This window comes from Bacillus sp. FDAARGOS_235 (genome assembly GCF_002073415.2).
GTDB lineage: Bacteria > Bacillota > Bacilli > Bacillales > Bacillaceae_G > Bacillus_A > Bacillus_A toyonensis.
Window position 1 is genome coordinate 4,868,304 of sequence record NZ_CP020437.2, and the last position, 15,369, is coordinate 4,883,672.

At 33.2% G+C, this 15,369-nt stretch carries 14 protein-coding genes and 1 pseudogene; 8 read left to right on the forward strand and 7 right to left on the reverse strand.

Translation table 11 applies throughout. The features are described 5' to 3' along the window. Window positions 1–153: 153 nt before the first annotated feature. Window positions 154–2,883 (forward strand): sensor domain-containing protein, encoded by a 2,730-nt coding sequence (locus A6J74_RS27470; RefSeq protein ID WP_001225481.1) that lies wholly within the window; start codon window positions 154–156, stop codon window positions 2,881–2,883. 152 nt (window positions 2,884–3,035) lie between these two features. Here the strand turns inward: A6J74_RS27470 and A6J74_RS27475 are convergent, their stop codons facing one another. Next, the gene (locus A6J74_RS27475) at window positions 3,036–3,680 is read right to left on the reverse strand and encodes a TetR/AcrR family transcriptional regulator (RefSeq protein WP_000255295.1); all 645 of its coding nucleotides are present in this window, start codon (window positions 3,678–3,680) and stop codon (window positions 3,036–3,038) included. Window positions 3,681–4,411: 731 nt separating this feature from the next. On the opposite strand from A6J74_RS27475, the gene A6J74_RS27480 reads away from it, so the two are divergent. Then, complete coding sequence (locus A6J74_RS27480) at window positions 4,412–5,449, forward strand: glycosyl hydrolase family 18 protein (RefSeq protein WP_000769449.1); 1,038 nt, start codon at window positions 4,412–4,414, stop codon at window positions 5,447–5,449. 372 nt (window positions 5,450–5,821) lie between these two features. On the opposite strand, the gene A6J74_RS27485 is transcribed toward A6J74_RS27480, so the two are convergent. Next, the gene (locus tag A6J74_RS27485) at window positions 5,822–6,325 is read right to left on the reverse strand and encodes a GNAT family N-acetyltransferase (RefSeq protein WP_000636222.1); all 504 of its coding nucleotides are present in this window, start codon (window positions 6,323–6,325) and stop codon (window positions 5,822–5,824) included. 255 nt (window positions 6,326–6,580) lie between these two features. Here A6J74_RS27485 and A6J74_RS27490 point away from each other — a divergent pair, with 255 nt between their 5' ends. From A6J74_RS27490 to A6J74_RS27515, 6 genes and pseudogenes are all read left to right on the forward strand, one after another. Beyond that, entirely contained in the window at window positions 6,581–6,979 is a 399-nt protein-coding gene (locus A6J74_RS27490) for a DUF2871 family protein (RefSeq protein ID WP_000737890.1), read from the forward strand. A gap of 129 nt (window positions 6,980–7,108) precedes the next feature. Beyond that, a complete protein-coding gene (locus tag A6J74_RS27495; protein WP_000406563.1) occupies window positions 7,109–8,500 on the forward strand; it encodes an FAD-binding oxidoreductase in 1,392 nt (463 codons plus the stop codon). Window positions 8,501–8,550: 50 nt separating this feature from the next. After that, window positions 8,551–8,679, forward strand: a pseudogene (locus A6J74_RS27500) (transporter); the annotation flags it as partial. Window positions 8,680–8,718: 39 nt separating this feature from the next. Continuing rightward, window positions 8,719–9,066, forward strand: coding sequence for a DUF4260 domain-containing protein (locus A6J74_RS27505; protein ID WP_001172067.1), 348 nt, complete (start codon window positions 8,719–8,721; stop codon window positions 9,064–9,066). Window positions 9,067–9,089: 23 nt separating this feature from the next. Further along, window positions 9,090–9,617 (forward strand): GrpB family protein, encoded by a 528-nt coding sequence (locus A6J74_RS27510; RefSeq protein WP_000813515.1) that lies wholly within the window; start codon window positions 9,090–9,092, stop codon window positions 9,615–9,617. A gap of 141 nt (window positions 9,618–9,758) precedes the next feature. Continuing rightward, window positions 9,759–10,358 carry an FMN-binding negative transcriptional regulator gene (locus A6J74_RS27515; RefSeq protein WP_000275803.1) on the forward strand — a complete coding sequence of 200 codons (600 nt, stop codon included), beginning with the start codon at window positions 9,759–9,761 and terminating at the stop codon, window positions 10,356–10,358. A 73-nt stretch (window positions 10,359–10,431) separates the two neighbouring features. Here A6J74_RS27515 and A6J74_RS27520 read toward each other — a convergent pair whose 3' ends face one another. The 5 genes from A6J74_RS27520 to A6J74_RS27540 all read right to left on the reverse strand — a co-directional run bounded on the left by A6J74_RS27520 (window position 10,432) and on the right by A6J74_RS27540 (window position 14,985). Beyond that, window positions 10,432–10,620: a Phr family secreted Rap phosphatase inhibitor gene (locus A6J74_RS27520; RefSeq protein ID WP_000592018.1), complete on the reverse strand. Its 189-nt coding sequence runs from the start codon at window positions 10,618–10,620 to the stop codon at window positions 10,432–10,434. Then, window positions 10,617–11,711, reverse strand: a complete 1,095-nt coding sequence (locus A6J74_RS27525) for a response regulator aspartate phosphatase (protein WP_001102708.1) — start codon at window positions 11,709–11,711, stop codon at window positions 10,617–10,619. The genes A6J74_RS27520 and A6J74_RS27525 overlap by 4 nt, the downstream gene beginning before the upstream one ends. Window positions 11,712–11,965: 254 nt before the next feature. Beyond that, window positions 11,966–13,432, reverse strand: coding sequence for a protein adenylyltransferase SelO (locus A6J74_RS27530; RefSeq protein WP_000164897.1), 1,467 nt, complete (start codon window positions 13,430–13,432; stop codon window positions 11,966–11,968). A 178-nt stretch (window positions 13,433–13,610) separates the two neighbouring features. Then, on the reverse strand, window positions 13,611–14,609 hold the full coding sequence (locus A6J74_RS27535) for an NADP-dependent oxidoreductase (RefSeq protein WP_001202456.1): 999 nt from the start codon (window positions 14,607–14,609) through the stop codon (window positions 13,611–13,613). Window positions 14,610–14,640: 31 nt separating this feature from the next. Next, window positions 14,641–14,985, reverse strand: a complete 345-nt coding sequence (locus A6J74_RS27540; RefSeq protein ID WP_000571879.1) for an ArsR/SmtB family transcription factor — start codon at window positions 14,983–14,985, stop codon at window positions 14,641–14,643. Between the last annotated feature and the right edge of the window lie 384 nt (window positions 14,986–15,369).

Consider the following 15,369-nt stretch of genomic DNA (forward strand, 5'->3'; position numbering starts at 1 on the left):
AAAAATTAACAAGACTGTTGTATGTAGAAAGAAATCTTTTAAAAAGGTCATAATATGGATAATAGGTGGCACACATTTTAATTAGTAGGAGTTGTGCCACTATCAAGACATTTTTTAATAAAAGTATAGAAAAAACTCAAGAAGGTGAGTCCATTGCGTAAACATGCATATGTGCAATTTTATGTATTGATATTGGCTTTAATAGCTTATATAAGCTTTTGCTTTATATTTTTATTTGTTTTTCCGAATCATTATTTCGTATCAGATTTTAATATCCGACTATCATCTTTAGTCATTGAAACTACTGTGTTTATCTCATTACTGTATTCTATATTAGCTAGAAAAATTAAGTTAGAAGTATTCTGGGTTTGCATTATTATTGCAATAGGGTGTTTCTTGATAGGGAATTTCATATCCGCTTTTCAAGTACTTAATGTGGAATTGCCAATACAAAATTTTAATATCTCTGATGTATTTTTGTTGTTTTTCTTATTCTTCTTTCTCTTTGCGTTCTTTTATAAAATCATGATGGAATGTAACAAGTGGGAGAAAGCGTATTTACTTTGTGATTTATGTATTGTTGTTACTGCTATTTTTACATTAGAGTGGTACCTATTTAATAAACCTTCTGCAAATATCTTATTTTTATCAATTGGAGATGTTTTTCTCTCATTTATTTTTCCGATTTTAGATTTATTGCTTCTATTACTTGGAGTTACCCTAATCTTTCGACCAGCTATTTTCAATACAAAAAGTAAATTGTTTATTTTTATCCTAGTATTAACCGGATTGGCTATTACGGACTACTTGTATTTTTATTTACAAGACGATTTATCAGATCGTTCAGTTATATTATTAAGGTGTTTGTATAGAGTTTTCCTATTATTTATCGCTATTGCTGCTACAATTCCAAAGAATGCATCTTCTAAAAGAAATTATTTTATTATTAATCCGACATTTGGAAAGAAAATTCTTGTCATTTTCCCTTATCTTGCAGTTACAGTTTTAATTGGCTTTACTTTGAAAGAGCAAACTTCTTCATCTACACTGATTATGGGAAATTGTATTGCTTTTGTATTTGTACTGATTCGTCATACAATCGTACGAATGCAAAACAAAGATTTAACTGAAACATTAAAAGTGTTTAATAATCAATTAGAACAAACAGTATCTCAAAGAACAATGGATTTAATAAACAAATCTAATGATTTGGTAAAAAATCAAGAGAGATTTAAGTCACTATATGAGTATCATCCGGATCCTATATTAACGATTGATTCAAATGGTACCGTATTAAATATAAACCAGGCTGGAAGTATGTTATTAGGAAAAGACAGTGCTGTATTAATAGGGAAAGAGTGCTTCTCTATTTTTTTAGATGAGGATAAATCTGAATTGGAATCGGCTATAAAGAAAGGAAAACGATGTAGTTCATCTTCGTTACAGTTACGTGTGAAAAATAACAATGAGAAGGATATACTCTTTTGGTATGTCACTATAGTTCCTATTATGATAGAAGGACAAACCTTTGGGAGTTATGTAATGGTAAAAGACATAACGAGGATGAAACAACAGCAGGATGAGATAAATTATCTTGCATTCCATGATACGGTGACGGAGATTGGAAATCGTATATTCTTCCAGCAGGAATTAGAAAAATCTATTAAGCGTGCACAAAAAACACAGGATGAGCTTGGGCTCTTGTATATTGATTTGAATCGCTTTAAGACTATTAATGATACACTGGGTCATTCGATTGGTGACAGGGTTTTAAAAGAAGTTGCCAACCGTTTTAGGACATGTCTGTCACCGACTATTCCTCTAGCAAGAATAGGGGGAGATGAGTTTGCGATCATTATCCATAACCAAACAGAGCAACAGCTATTGGATTTGTGTGAAACTTTATTTCGTATAACTGAAGAACCATTTGTAGTAAATCAGCATAGTTTTTACTTATCTCTTAGTATAGGAATAGCAGTGTATCCGTTTGGAGGAATAAATACTACTACACTTTTACAACATGCTGATATTGCTATGTATAGTGCAAAGGAAAAAGGTAACAATGCTGTTTGTATGTATGACGAGACATTATCTCGAAAAATAACCCGTCGATTACGATTAGAACAGGATTTACCAAATGCAATTGAAAATAATGAGTTGTTTTTATTGTATCAACCACAGATTGATAGTAAGGCAGGTAAGGTTATTGGTTCAGAGGCTTTACTACGTTGGCAACATCCAGAGCTCGGGCTGATTTCTCCTTTTGAGTTTATACCTATCGCAGAAGAAACGTCGCAGATTATTTCAATTGGGAAATGGACATTACAGAAAGCGTGTCGACAGCTGAAAGAATGGCATTCTGCGGGCTATTCAAATCTAAAGATGGGGATAAATTTATCAGCTATAGAGTTTGAACAGAAAGACTTTGTCCAAATAATTATATCGACCATAGAAGAAATAGGAGTACCTGCTAGTTCTATTGATTTGGAATTAACAGAGCGAATAGCAATGGTAGATGAAAAAGAAACTTTATCGAAGTTAAAAGCATTAAAATCATATGGTGTACATTTATCAATTGACGATTTTGGTACAGGTTATTCTTCATTAGCGTATCTGCCACTGTATCCAATTGATACTTTGAAAATTCCGAGAGAATTTGTTAATAGGATCGAAACTTCTACTGATGGAGATGAAATTATACAAACCATTGTTTCACTAGCGCATACTTTAAATATGAAAGTGATAGCAGAAGGGGTGGAAACGAAGGGACAGTTAACAGTGTTACAACAAAATGCATGCTATTTAATTCAGGGCTATTATTACAGTAAACCTGTAAATGAAGATGAGTTTCTCATGTTTTTAAACACGATGTGGAATGAATAAGTGAGAACTCCGTATATGTGAAGTAAAGTGAAAAGAAGTTCTATCTATATTGAGTAGAACTTCTTTTTTATACTTATTTATCAATAGATAATTAGTTAGACCTTCAACCTAAAATATAAATAGCTTTTCTAAATGTGAAGAAGCCTAGATAGTTATCTGTGAGAAACAGAAGTAATTAAAAAGTTAATTAAAGTTTGTAACAGTTCATCAGAGCAGTCAATACTTTCTTTTTCATACACATCACTTCTCGTAGCCATTCGATATAAGGTACCCAATAAGATATGGGTAATGGTTAAGGCAAGTAATCGAGGATCTATATCTTTACGGAATGAACCATCTTGTATTCCTTCTTCGATTAATTCTTGTAATGTGAATAAAGCTTGCCCTGTAATAGATGTATATTTTTCTTCTAACTCTGGTGTAGGATACGATTTAGAATACAATTGATCAAACAAGCCTATGAAGCGGAATTGGGAGGAGTTTGTTTGATATTGATGACTAATAAATTTAAACATAGATTCCATCTTTTCGAAAGCGTTAGTTCCGTTTTGTACTTCTTCTTTTTCAGCTTCTAGTAACTCTGTTAAGATTCGGATTTGAATATTAAATAAAATTTCATGAATGGATTTATAGTATTTGTAAAGGGTAACTCTACTAATTTTTGCTTTATTAACGATATCCACAATAGTGATATCCATTAATCCCTTTTCTAAGGCCAACTCCAATGCAACATCTAAAATTTGTATTCTTCTAGCATTACGCATCTGTTCTAATTCTTGTTTCCGTGTTGAGACCATTAATTTGCACTCCATATTGTAAATAGTTTTTATTTATTAATATTACTCACCATTTTAATATGAAATAAATTACAAATCAATATTAGTCATATGGTAATCAGGTTATATAAAAACATATAGTATCAGTTTATATTATTACCTTACTAAACAAATTGCTTATTTAGTAACGAGTTTGTGATTTTGGTTTTTGTGCGTATGTTCGTTTTAGTGTTCAAATTCTCAGCTGCGTCTGTATTTACTAATGTAAAAACTATACCTTCTTTTAAACTGAAAGTACTTGCTAAGTAATGTTTGTTATTTCCTGAATTTTTTCATTCAACAAGTTCCTTAGAGCTTTTGTATAGTGTACAAACTATCATTTTTAGAGAGGATAAAGGTATTAACATCGTGTAAATACCCTAGCGATTTGAATTATATATGTGTGTTAACACGTTGTAACTATCTTTTTGTGAAATTCTTAATTTTAAGCAAGATTATATATCTGGTCTAGAATTTTTAGTATTGTCTATTGCACACAATAAAAATGAGTGTTGACATTAAAAATACTTAGGGTTACTATTTGTTTGTGGTGTTTACACGGTGTAAACGCTTGGAGTGATGAAGGGAGAGAATTTTTCAGTTGAGGTAATTTACTATAGAGTAATTTATATTGTATCTATATAATCTTTTTATAAAGATAATCAGATTTATATTCGTGAATATATATTACTCAAAAAAGGAGAGATAGAAAAATGAAGTTAAAACCGTACATAATCGCTTTCAGCCTATCTGCAATTCTAGCATACAATACTATGTTAGTTTCTGCCGATAGCACAGAACAACCTATTGTTCTCGGGTATACCTTATATGGTACATCCACTGATTCTCTAAAGGTAACACAACCAGCAATGAATCAAGTATCAACAGATAACTTTTTCTTTTATGCAGATGGTACTGTGCAAGGGGAAGCACCTAAAGAAGTATTGTCCTATTCGCAAAAAAATAAAATAAAAATTTATGCAGCTTTATCTAACTTTAATAATGATATTAATTACTTTGACGAGAATTTAGCTCATAACGTTCTTTCTAATTCAGGGAAAAGAACAAAATTAATAAATCAAATATATAATATAGTTGTTAAATATAAGTATGATGGCGTAAATATTGATTTAGAAAATATTAAGCCAGAAGATCGGGACTTACTTACTACTTTTGTAAAAGAGACATCAAAAAAATTCCATGGTTCAGGTCATTCTGTTGTGGTATCGGTTCCTGCCAAGAATGAGGATGATCGTGAGAATACATGGACATGGCCATTTGATTATGCTCAATTAGGTGAAAATGTAGATTTTCTTCAAGTAATGACTTACGATGAACATGGTACATGGAGTCAACCAGGATCTACTATTAGTAAGCCATGGTTAGAAGAAAATCTAAATTACACTACTAGAGTGGTAGATAATAAAAAAATTATTATGGGTATCCCTGCATACGGAAATGATTGGGATTTGAGTGATAAAAGTAATAGCAAAATGCTTGCTTGGAAGGACACAAATGAACTTATTCAAAAAACAAATGCAAAACCGCGTCGTGATGGAGCGTCTGGTTCGATGGTGTTTACGTATACGGATAAAAATAATCATAAGCATGAAGTTTGGTATGAGGATGAAACAAGTATTAAACAAAAAACTCACTATACAATCACAAAGAATCTTGCAGGGGTTTCCGTTTATGCAATAGGACAGGAGAATAAACAATTCTGGACAGCAGTATCTAGTGGCTTAAAATAATTCCTGGACATAATAATAAATCATATTTATTTTATAGAAATTATAGGTTATACTAAAGTTAGGTGCAAAAATGCACTGTTTGAAAAAGAGTGAAAAACAAAAAGGAATCCGTAAAGGGTTCCTTTTTGTTTTTTTCAATGAAGTAATATTCTAATTATCCCTGTCTTTTTTATATGCAAATGAACTCACTCATTATAAATTTACAATGAATTTTGGGGAGATTTAGGAATTCTTGCAATAAAATATAGGACACCATTTTGGTTGTCTGCTCGTGGAACAAATGCCAGAAATACTTTTTAAGTAATTGGCTGTTCTTTTCCTTGCCAAAACCTTCAGTTATAGGAAGAGGTTCAATGAATTGCGTCTTAAGTATTATACGTTATACCCGAATAATTTTAAATCTTCTCCTGAGTCTGAAATTATCTTTTCGAACTGCAATCCTACTTTTTCTAAAAGCTTTCCTGAGGCGGTGTTATCTATTGAAGTAATTGCTACAATTCGTTTCAGTCCAAATTTTTGTACACCGTATTCGATTACCGCAGAAGCAGACTCGTGGCCATATCCTTTTGAACGGAATTTTTCTAAAAAGGCAAAGCCGATATCAACATCTTCTAATGAATCTCTTTTAATAAGACCGCACATGCCAAGTGGCGTGAGGTCTTCTTTTCTCTCTACTAAGTAAAGGCCAAATCCGAGTTTGTTATACATATCGACTGGTCCGTTTACGATATAATTTTTTGCGTCTTCTAAGTTTCTAACCCCTTTATCGCCAATAAACTGAATCCATGCAGGATCGTTTACTAATTCAAGAATAAACGGAGCATCTTTTATATCGAGCCAACGAAGAGTGAGTCGTTCAGTTTCAAGAACTATCAATCTATTGCACCACCTTTAAATGTTATAACAATTAGTATGGATTGCGTAATACAAAAGTGCAACATATTTTAATTACGCTCTACTTGTTCACATAAAGTTCGTTTGTTTTGTATAAAAGGATATTTTATAATTAGATTTGATTGTAAAGAGTGAGATGCTTATACAATAACTCCTAGGTGACTAGGAGTTTTTACTATATAACTATCATTATTACTAAATATGACACACTACACATTCTACTCAAGGAGGTATATAATGAAAAAATTATATAATGCATCGTTTACGTATTTAATTATCGGTTTATTGTCAGGAATATTTGCTAGGGAGTATGGGAAGTATAAAGGGATTTTAGGCTCTACTTTATTAAATCTTTTACATACACATACACTTGTACTTGGTTTTTTCTTCTTTTTAATTGCTTTAGGATTAGCAAAAGTATTCGCGTTTCATGAAGTGAAAGGATTTAATAAATGGTTTGTTTTACATAACATTGCATTAACTTTAATGTTAGGTTCGCTGGCAGCGAGAGGGCTTCTTCAATTAAATGGAGCGGATTTTAAAGAGTTAACGTATATTGTAGGTTTCTCTCATTCATTGATGGCAGTTACTTTAATTTGGTTTATGTTGTTAATAAAGAAGTCATATAAAATGTAGTTTAAAAAGAACTTGTAGCGAGTGCTACAAGTTCTTTTTTGTATGCTTAAAGTTAAAAAATCTCATTTTTCTAATTATTTTGTATAAAAATGGTATACTTATTTTAAAATTAAAAAAGGAGAGTTAGTTATGGAAATAACAATTGAGCATTTAGTAAATGAATTAAAGGATATACTTCCTGAAGAGCGAGTAGTAATAAATGAAACAGTAAGAGAGTTACATAGTAAAGATGAATCTTACCATACTAGTAGTTTACCTGATGTAGTTGTTTTTCCAAAAATGACCGAAGAGGTTAGCGGGATAATGAAAGTAGCGAGTGAGCATAAAAGATCTGTCGTTCCATTTGGGGTAGGCTCTAGTTTAGAAGGACATGTAATTCCGTATGAAAAGGGAATCACAATGGATTTTTCTCTTATGAATAAAATACTTGAAATAAGGGAGAAAGATTTTCTTGTGAGAGTACAGCCAGGAGTGACCCGCTCTCAGCTCAATAAAGAACTGAAGAAATACGGTTTGTTTTTTAGTGTAGACCCAGGAGCCGATGCAACGTTAGGTGGAATGGCTGCTACAAATGCAAGCGGAACGACAGCGGTTAAGTATGGCGTAATGCGTGATCAAGTTCGTGATTTAGAAGTGGTTCTAGCTGATGGAGGCATAATACATACGGGGAATTTAGCAGCGAAGTCATCATCAGGTTATCATTTAAATGGTATTTTCGTAGGTTCAGAAGGGACGCTTGGATGTTTTACGGAATTAACTTTAAAAGTATATGGTATACCAGAGCATGTTATGGCTGCCAGGGCATCGTTTCCAACTATAAATGATGCAGTAGAAGCTGTAATTAACATATTACAAGCAGGTATTCCAATCGCGAGAATTGAACTCGTTGATGAATTATCTATGAAACAAGTAAATCATTACAATGAAACAAGTTACAGAGAAGAACCGACGCTGTTTTTAGAGTTTCACGGCAATGAAGCAGGGTTAAAGCAAGATATTGAATTTACGAAAGAAATCGTTCTTGATCATAAATGTATAGAAATTGCGTTTGAGACGGAAACAGCAGCGAGAAATAAACTGTGGGATGCAAGACATAACTTAGCGTACTCTTACGTGCATAGTTATCCTGGTAAAAAGCTAATGAGTACAGACGTATGTGTGCCAATTTCGGAATTAGCTGGCGCAATTCAACATGCGAAAGAGGTATTAGATAAAGTAGGCCTTATTGGTGGTATTCTCGGTCATGTTGGGGATGGGAATTTCCATGTACTCTTAATGATTGACACAAATGATAAAGAGGAAGTGAAGAAGGCAGACGAAATAAACGAAAGTATCGTTCTGTATGCTCTTAAACGAGGAGGAACGTGTACAGGAGAACATGGCGTTGGAATCGGAAAACGAAAGTATCAAGAAGAAGAACATGGGGCGGCATTATTTGTAATGGAGAAAATAAAGAAAGCTCTTGATCCGCAAAATATTTTGAATCCGAATAAGGTGTTTCAATTAAAAGATAGGGGCTGAGTGGATGAAAATACTAGAAGCGATAAGTAATATAGCTGGAAAGTATTTTGCATTTTGGACCGGCTGCTGCACTCCCAAGTGTATTAGCGGCAGTATGGCATAACATTGCAGGGCCAATATTAGCGACAGTTTGGTCAAAAATACAAAGGGAAAATTTATCAATAAATATAGAAAAATAAGAGATAAGCATTTCATTTGAAATAGAGGAATGATAAATAATGCAAAAACGTATTGTACATTTTGAAGGAATGGTTGTATTTTTAGCCACGATTTATATGTATTCGATATATGAATTTAGTTGGATTATATTTTTTGTATTCCTTTTAGCGCCGGATTTATCCATGTTAGCGTATGGGATCAATAATCACGTTGGTGCTAACATTTATAATTTATTTCACACATATATCATATCGATATTAATTGTTATCATAGGTGTTTATTTTAAGATAGATATAGTTATTATGATTGGTTTAATATGGATAGCACATATTGGAATGGATCGAATGTTTGGATATGGGTTGAAATATGAGACGGATTTTAAGGATACTCATATTCAACGTTTATAATTTATTTTGAGAAGAGGGATACGTTGAAGCAGAGAATTGCTATCGAAGAATATGATGTCAAATGGGAAAGTGAATTTAATAAAATACACACTCTTATTAACAATGTAATGGAAGACAGCATTGTATCTATTGAACATGTTGGGAGTACATCTGTTAAAGGGCTTGCATCAAAACCAATATTAGATATTGATGTTGTAATAGAAGAGTACGAAATTTTTCATGAGGTAGTAAAAAAACTGGAGAAGATAGGGTACTATCATCAGTTAGAATGGAGCTTTAAAGGAAGAGAAGCGTTTGGAAGAAAGGATGCGTTCGTTCCATGGAACGAGGGAAATACAGTTTGGATGGAACATCATTTATATGTGTGTGATAAAAATAGTGAAGAGTTGAGAAGGCATATAGCGTTTCGAGATTACCTGCGTGAACATACTGAAGTAGCTAATGAGTATGGAAACTTGAAGGAAGAGTTAGCAAGAGAGTCGAAAAATCGATCGAGCTATGGCGAAGGTAAAACAGCATTTATTACAAATATATTTGGAAAAATAAACTAAGGTCGCATTAAGTACATGCGACCTATTCTTATTAAATTGAATGCTGCCACTATAAAATAATGACAAACTGGCCCTGTTGATTGATGCGATTACTAAATATAATAGGAAAGAAAATAGAAAAGAGCGGAAAAGAGGGAGCTAATGTACATACCAAAATATTTTGCAATACAAGATGAAGAGATGAAGTACGAAACAATTGAACAAAATAGCTTTGCGACATTATTTTCTCAACATAACGGGGAACCATATGCAACGCATTTACCGTTGGTGCTAAATAGGGAAACGCTCACGTTATATGGTCACTTCGCACGTCCGAATGCACAGTGGAAAGATAGTGAGAATCAGCAAGTATTAGCTATATTTCAAGGGCCGCATAGTTACATCTCTCCGTCATGGTATGAAACAAACAAAGCTGTACCAACATGGAACTATGTTGCAGTACATGTATATGGAGAGTTAGAAGTTGTTGAAGATAAACAGGAATTATTAAATTCTCTTCAAGACTTAGTACATAAATATGAAGATCCACAGAGCACCTACTCACTTGATGATGTAGACCCGGATTATATGGCAGGGTTAAGTAAGGGGATAGTTGGGTTTAAAATAAAGATAAATAAAATAGAAGGAAAAGCGAAGTTAAGTCAAAATCATTCTATAGAGAGACGGAATTTAGTTGTGGAGAAACTTGAGAAAGTTGGTAGTGAGGGGAGTAAGAGGATTGCGGAGTTGATGAGAAAATAAAACCTGCATGAAAGGGAAATATTCTAAATAAGCGTATTTAAAAAGACCTTCTTAATTGAAGGTCTTTCATTTTTTAAAGTGCTTTTTCAGTTGTTGTTGAGTTGTAGTCTGTACTTACGCCAACGGATTGAACAAGGTCAGGTCTTTGTGGTGCAGGAAGATCAGCATGACCCGCTTGGTATGTAAATGAACTATGAATACCAGTAGCCAAAATACCGAAAACAGATAGTCCTAAAAAAACAGAGCTAATTTTTTTTATCATTTCAATGCCCCTTTCTCAAACGTTTTTTCTTTTGCTTGTAACGCTTTATGAAAATATTCACTTGCCTTAATGTGGTTATTTTCACTATAAAATTTAACAGCTAATTTTTCTGAGTATTCTTGAGTGTAGTTATATAATAATTCTTTGTCGAAAAACGTAATTCCTTTAAGAATAATTGTTTCTAATTCTTCAGAACCAACATTATTATTTAGTTCGTTTAGAATTTTAAAATGATATATATATTCTTCATTATTTAATTCCGTACAAATTTTTAACCCTTTTTGGATTAATCCTTCAGCGATAATTGTTTCATCTAGTTTAGAGTGTTCTCTTGCTTGCAAGAAGAGAGCTTTGAAATGTGTAGGCTTCTTTTCAGTTACTTCTGATAGGTGACGGATTGCGAGTGTGGAGAGGTTTTGACTCGCATATAACCAACCCAAATTATTACGTACACTTAAAATTAATTCTTTTTCATTAGATTTTTGTAAAAGGTGTATTGCTGAATTATATTGTTCTTCCGCTTGTTCATATTGTTTTAAATATACAAATGAGGCACCTAATGTATTTTTACATAATCCAACTTTAACTTCGTAGCCAGTTTGTTTATCGAAAATCTCTTTAGCTTTAGTTGCATATTCAATGGATTCAATTGGTTGGTAAAAGTGATAATGGAAAATCGCCATTCGATAATAAAATTCAGCATGCTCTAGATTATCAGTGTTATTTACTAATAATAACTTAGCCTGTTCATAATGTTCGCTAGCTATGTTATAGTCTGTGGTTAAAGTTGCATAGATGCCTTTAAAGAAGTGATAGTAGTAAGACAGTGGATGATTGGATGAGATTACGTAAGAATCTATTTTATCAAAGCTATCTTTTGAAATACTTAAACTATCTGTCAAAACTTTATGTCGAAACTCTAGTAAGGAATGATATAATGCTAAATTTTCATCTTCCTCGAAGTTTAGTTCCTTTTCCTCAATTTCATGCTTTAAGTTTGTCGCTTGGGATACATCTTGTTTTAGCATAGCCAAATACCAGTCATTAAATAATTTTGTAATTTGTTCATTACCTTGTAGTTGAACGTTCATGAAATCCCCTCACTTTTTGAATATTCTTATAAAATATAGTATCAAAAATAAAAATATTTAGAAATGATGTTTTATATTTCTCAATATTTGTTTAACAAGCTTACGAGTAAGTCTATTGGAATAGTGTAGAATTTGTTTTGGATTAAAGAAATGGCATCGGGGGATGTGCATTTTAAAGTTTTAGTTGAGTGGGGGATATAAAAAGGGTGCGTTCACACAATTGGTATGAACACACCTTGTTACATATTAAACAATCAAGTCCCACAAAAAGTACGATAAGGACGATTCGTCGGCGCAGGTGGAACGCAGTATTCTTCTTGCTCTGCAGAATAAGCATAAGGATTTGATAAAGCTTCAAGAAGTTTCTCCATTACGCTATAATCTCCATCTGTAACAGCTGCTTCTAATGCTTCTTCCACACGGTGGTTCCTTGGAGTGATCGACGGATTATTATTTTTCATCATCTCATAGGCGTTCTCTTTTGATTCTTCTTGTTTTTCTAATCGAGATTGCCATAGTCCGTACCATTCTTTAAATTCTGGACTTTCGAATAGAGGGGTATTTTCTAACGTATCGAGAGTTAAAGAACGGAAGGTATTTGTATAATCCGCTTTATATTTCTCCATCATTTTTAAATGTTGCTCAATAAGTGATTGATCTTGTTCCTCGTTGCTAAATAGTCCTAATTTCTTTTTCATTCCAAGGAACCAATTGCTTTCATACTGTACGCTAAATTTTGAAATTTCGTCTTGTGCAATCTTTAATGCTGCTTCTTCATCTTCATGTAGGATAGGTATTAAAGATTCAGCTAAACGAGCGAGATCCCAAGCAGCCATATATGGTTGGTTTCCATATGCATAACGGCCTTGTGTGTCAATAGAGCTAAATACGGTTCCTTGGTCGTAATTGTCCATAAATGCACAAGGACCGTAATCAATCGTTTCCCCACTAATCGTTATATTGTCAGTGTTCATTACACCATGGATAAATCCAACAAGTTGCCATTTAGCGATAAGACTTGCCTGTCTTTTAATGACTTCTTGTAGTAATGCAGTATATGGATTTTCATGAGATTCAATTTCTGGATAATGCCTTTTGATCGTATAGTCAGCTAGTGATTGAAGATCCTCGATAGAACCACGAGCGGCAGCATATTGAAATGTGCCAACACGTATATGGCTACTAGCAACCCTAGTTAAAATTGCTCCAGGTAACTTTGTTTCACGATATGTTGGTTCGCCAGTTGAGACAACTGCTAAACTTCGAGTAGTTGGAATATCAAGTGCATACATTGCTTCACTGATAATATACTCACGTAGCATCGGACCGAGTGCAGCACGACCATCACCGCGGCGTGAATACGGAGTAGGGCCAGAACCTTTCAGTTGAATGTCAAAACGTTTACCGGAAGGAGTAATTTGTTCGCCAATTAAAAGGGCACGACCGTCGCCTAACATATTAAAATGTCCGAATTGATGACCGGCATACGCTTGAGCTAATGGATGAGCTCCTTCAGGGAATGCATTACCAGCGAAAATAGCAATTTCAACTTCTTTTTTCAATTCTTCAGGATTAAAGCCGAGAGATATTGCTAGTGAATGATTTAGTTTAACTAGCTCCGGTGAACTTACGGGAGTAGGGGGGATTTCTGTATAGAATGATTGTGGTAAAGTCGTATAACTATTATCTAAATTCCAACCAGCTTCATTATTTTTAGTCATTTTATCTCCTCCTCTTTTGTAATTAGGATATGTATTTGTACGTATGTATTCTTTGTAAAGTTAACTAAAAGTATAATATAATATTTCCCCTTGCAATCTATTGTAAGGACTTCATTGCACAATGTCTATTTAACAGCAAATTTAAAACCTCCATTTTAAGAAAATGGAGGTTTTATTATTATTTCATTTTTACAATTATTTTTCCTTTTGCTCTTCCAGACTCTGAATATTCCATTGCTTTTTGAGCATCTTCAAAAGGGAAAACTCGATCGATTACAGGTTTGATTTGTCCAGCTTTAATATAGTTTGCAATAGTACGTAATTGATCCCCGCTTGGCTTCATAAATAAAAATGAATATTGAGCATTATGCTTTTTTTCAAGTGCGGTAAGTTTTTTGCTGGCTAATGAAAATAAGAGAGTTTTAAAGAATCCTGAACCAAATTCTTTACCGAAGCGAGCATTCGGCATGCCTGAAACGGAAACAATGTTTCCTCCGCTTTTTATAATATTGAATGATTTTTCAAGTGTTGCACCGCCGATTGTATCAAATACCGCATCATAATTTTTTAGTATATCTTCAAATTTCTCTGTTTTATAATTAATAATTTCATCTGCGCCAAGAGACGTTACTAAATTTACACCAGCTTCACTAGCAGTCGTTGTAACAGTGGCACCCATTATTTTTGCTAACTGAATAGCAAAAGTACCAACACCACCGGATCCAGCGTGAATTAAAATCTTTTGTCCTTTTTGTAATTGTATGATGTCATGTAATGCTTGATATGATGTTAAGCCAACGAGTGGAATCGAAGCAGCTTCCTCAAAACTTAAATTATTAGGTTTTAAAGCTATATCATTTTCATGAATGGCTATATACTCCGCGAAAGTACCAATCTTATTTTTTCTTGGGCGTGCATATATTTCATCACCGACTTTAAAGTTAGTCACTTTTGCCCCAACCTTTACGATGACACCGGAAAAGTCATTACCAAGTATTAGGGGCATTTCATATTTCAGTAACATTTTTACTTTTCCGTCGCGTATTTTAAAATCAATTGGATTAATGCTAGCTGCATGAATTTCTGCGAGCACTTCATACTCATTTATTTTAGGAGTAGGTACCTCTGTCATACGCATTGGGACTTTTCCATATCTATCAATTATCATTGCTCTCATTTCTTATACCTCCAAATACCGTATCTTTATTTCAATAAAAGTTGTGCAATAGCTTTTCAATATCTAACACAAGATTTTTTAATAAACCTAATTTTGTACGTATATCAATATAATAAAAGTTTTTTGTGCCTTCTTTTCGCATTAAAATAATACCAGCTTCTCGTAAAATCTTAAGGTGATGTGATACTGCTGGGCGGGAAAGGTGTGTTTGCTTCGTAATTTCTCCTACACGTAATCCGGTTTGACATTCCGTTTCCATGAGAACTAACAAAATAGCTTGCCTTGTTTCATCGCCAATTGCTAATAATACTTTTTGAGAGTCAATAAAATCTTTTTTTATAACATTTAATTGTTCTTGTTTATTCATTTCAATCACTTTGCCTCCAATAAATTAGTCGAAAGGTTTAAGATGATGAACCATTGCATCGATACGGTAATGCTACATGATTGTTGTATGAGCTGCAATATTGGGAAAGAAAATCGAGACGAATGAATTTTTTATTGTTGAAAATTATAGAGGGATAGAAAAGGGATTGGAAGGACTACATAACTCAATAGATGAAGTTTTAAAAATGAAAAATGATTTAACAATAAAATAAGCAATCGCAACCTTATATAATCCATAAGGTTATGATCGCTTATAATTTTTGTATTATTTCTGATTTCTATGATAGAACATGGCTCAACGTAAAGTAAGTTCTTTTGTTTTACTCTTTCATACACACACAATTCAGGTGGATTATAGATGTATGAAAAGGTA

Excerpts from the sequence above, each read along its gene's own strand:
- A6J74_RS27475 (WP_000255295.1), bottom strand. The coding sequence starts at position 3,680 with ATGGTCTCAACACGGAAACAAGAATTAGAACAGATGCGTAATGCTAGA.
- A6J74_RS27495 (WP_000406563.1), top strand. The coding sequence starts at position 7,109 with ATGGAAATAACAATTGAGCATTTAGTAAATGAATTAAAGGATATACTT.
- A6J74_RS27480 (WP_000769449.1), top strand. The coding sequence starts at position 4,412 with ATGAAGTTAAAACCGTACATAATCGCTTTCAGCCTATCTGCAATTCTA.
- A6J74_RS27535 (WP_001202456.1), bottom strand. The coding sequence starts at position 14,609 with ATGAGAGCAATGATAATTGATAGATATGGAAAAGTCCCAATGCGTATG.
- A6J74_RS27525 (WP_001102708.1), bottom strand. The coding sequence starts at position 11,711 with ATGAACGTTCAACTACAAGGTAATGAACAAATTACAAAATTATTTAAT.
- A6J74_RS27490 (WP_000737890.1), top strand. The coding sequence starts at position 6,581 with ATGAAAAAATTATATAATGCATCGTTTACGTATTTAATTATCGGTTTA.
- A6J74_RS27515 (WP_000275803.1), top strand. The coding sequence starts at position 9,759 with ATGTACATACCAAAATATTTTGCAATACAAGATGAAGAGATGAAGTAC.
- A6J74_RS27530 (WP_000164897.1), bottom strand. The coding sequence starts at position 13,432 with ATGACTAAAAATAATGAAGCTGGTTGGAATTTAGATAATAGTTATACG.
- A6J74_RS27505 (WP_001172067.1), top strand. The coding sequence starts at position 8,719 with ATGCAAAAACGTATTGTACATTTTGAAGGAATGGTTGTATTTTTAGCC.
- A6J74_RS27520 (WP_000592018.1), bottom strand. The coding sequence starts at position 10,620 with ATGATAAAAAAAATTAGCTCTGTTTTTTTAGGACTATCTGTTTTCGGT.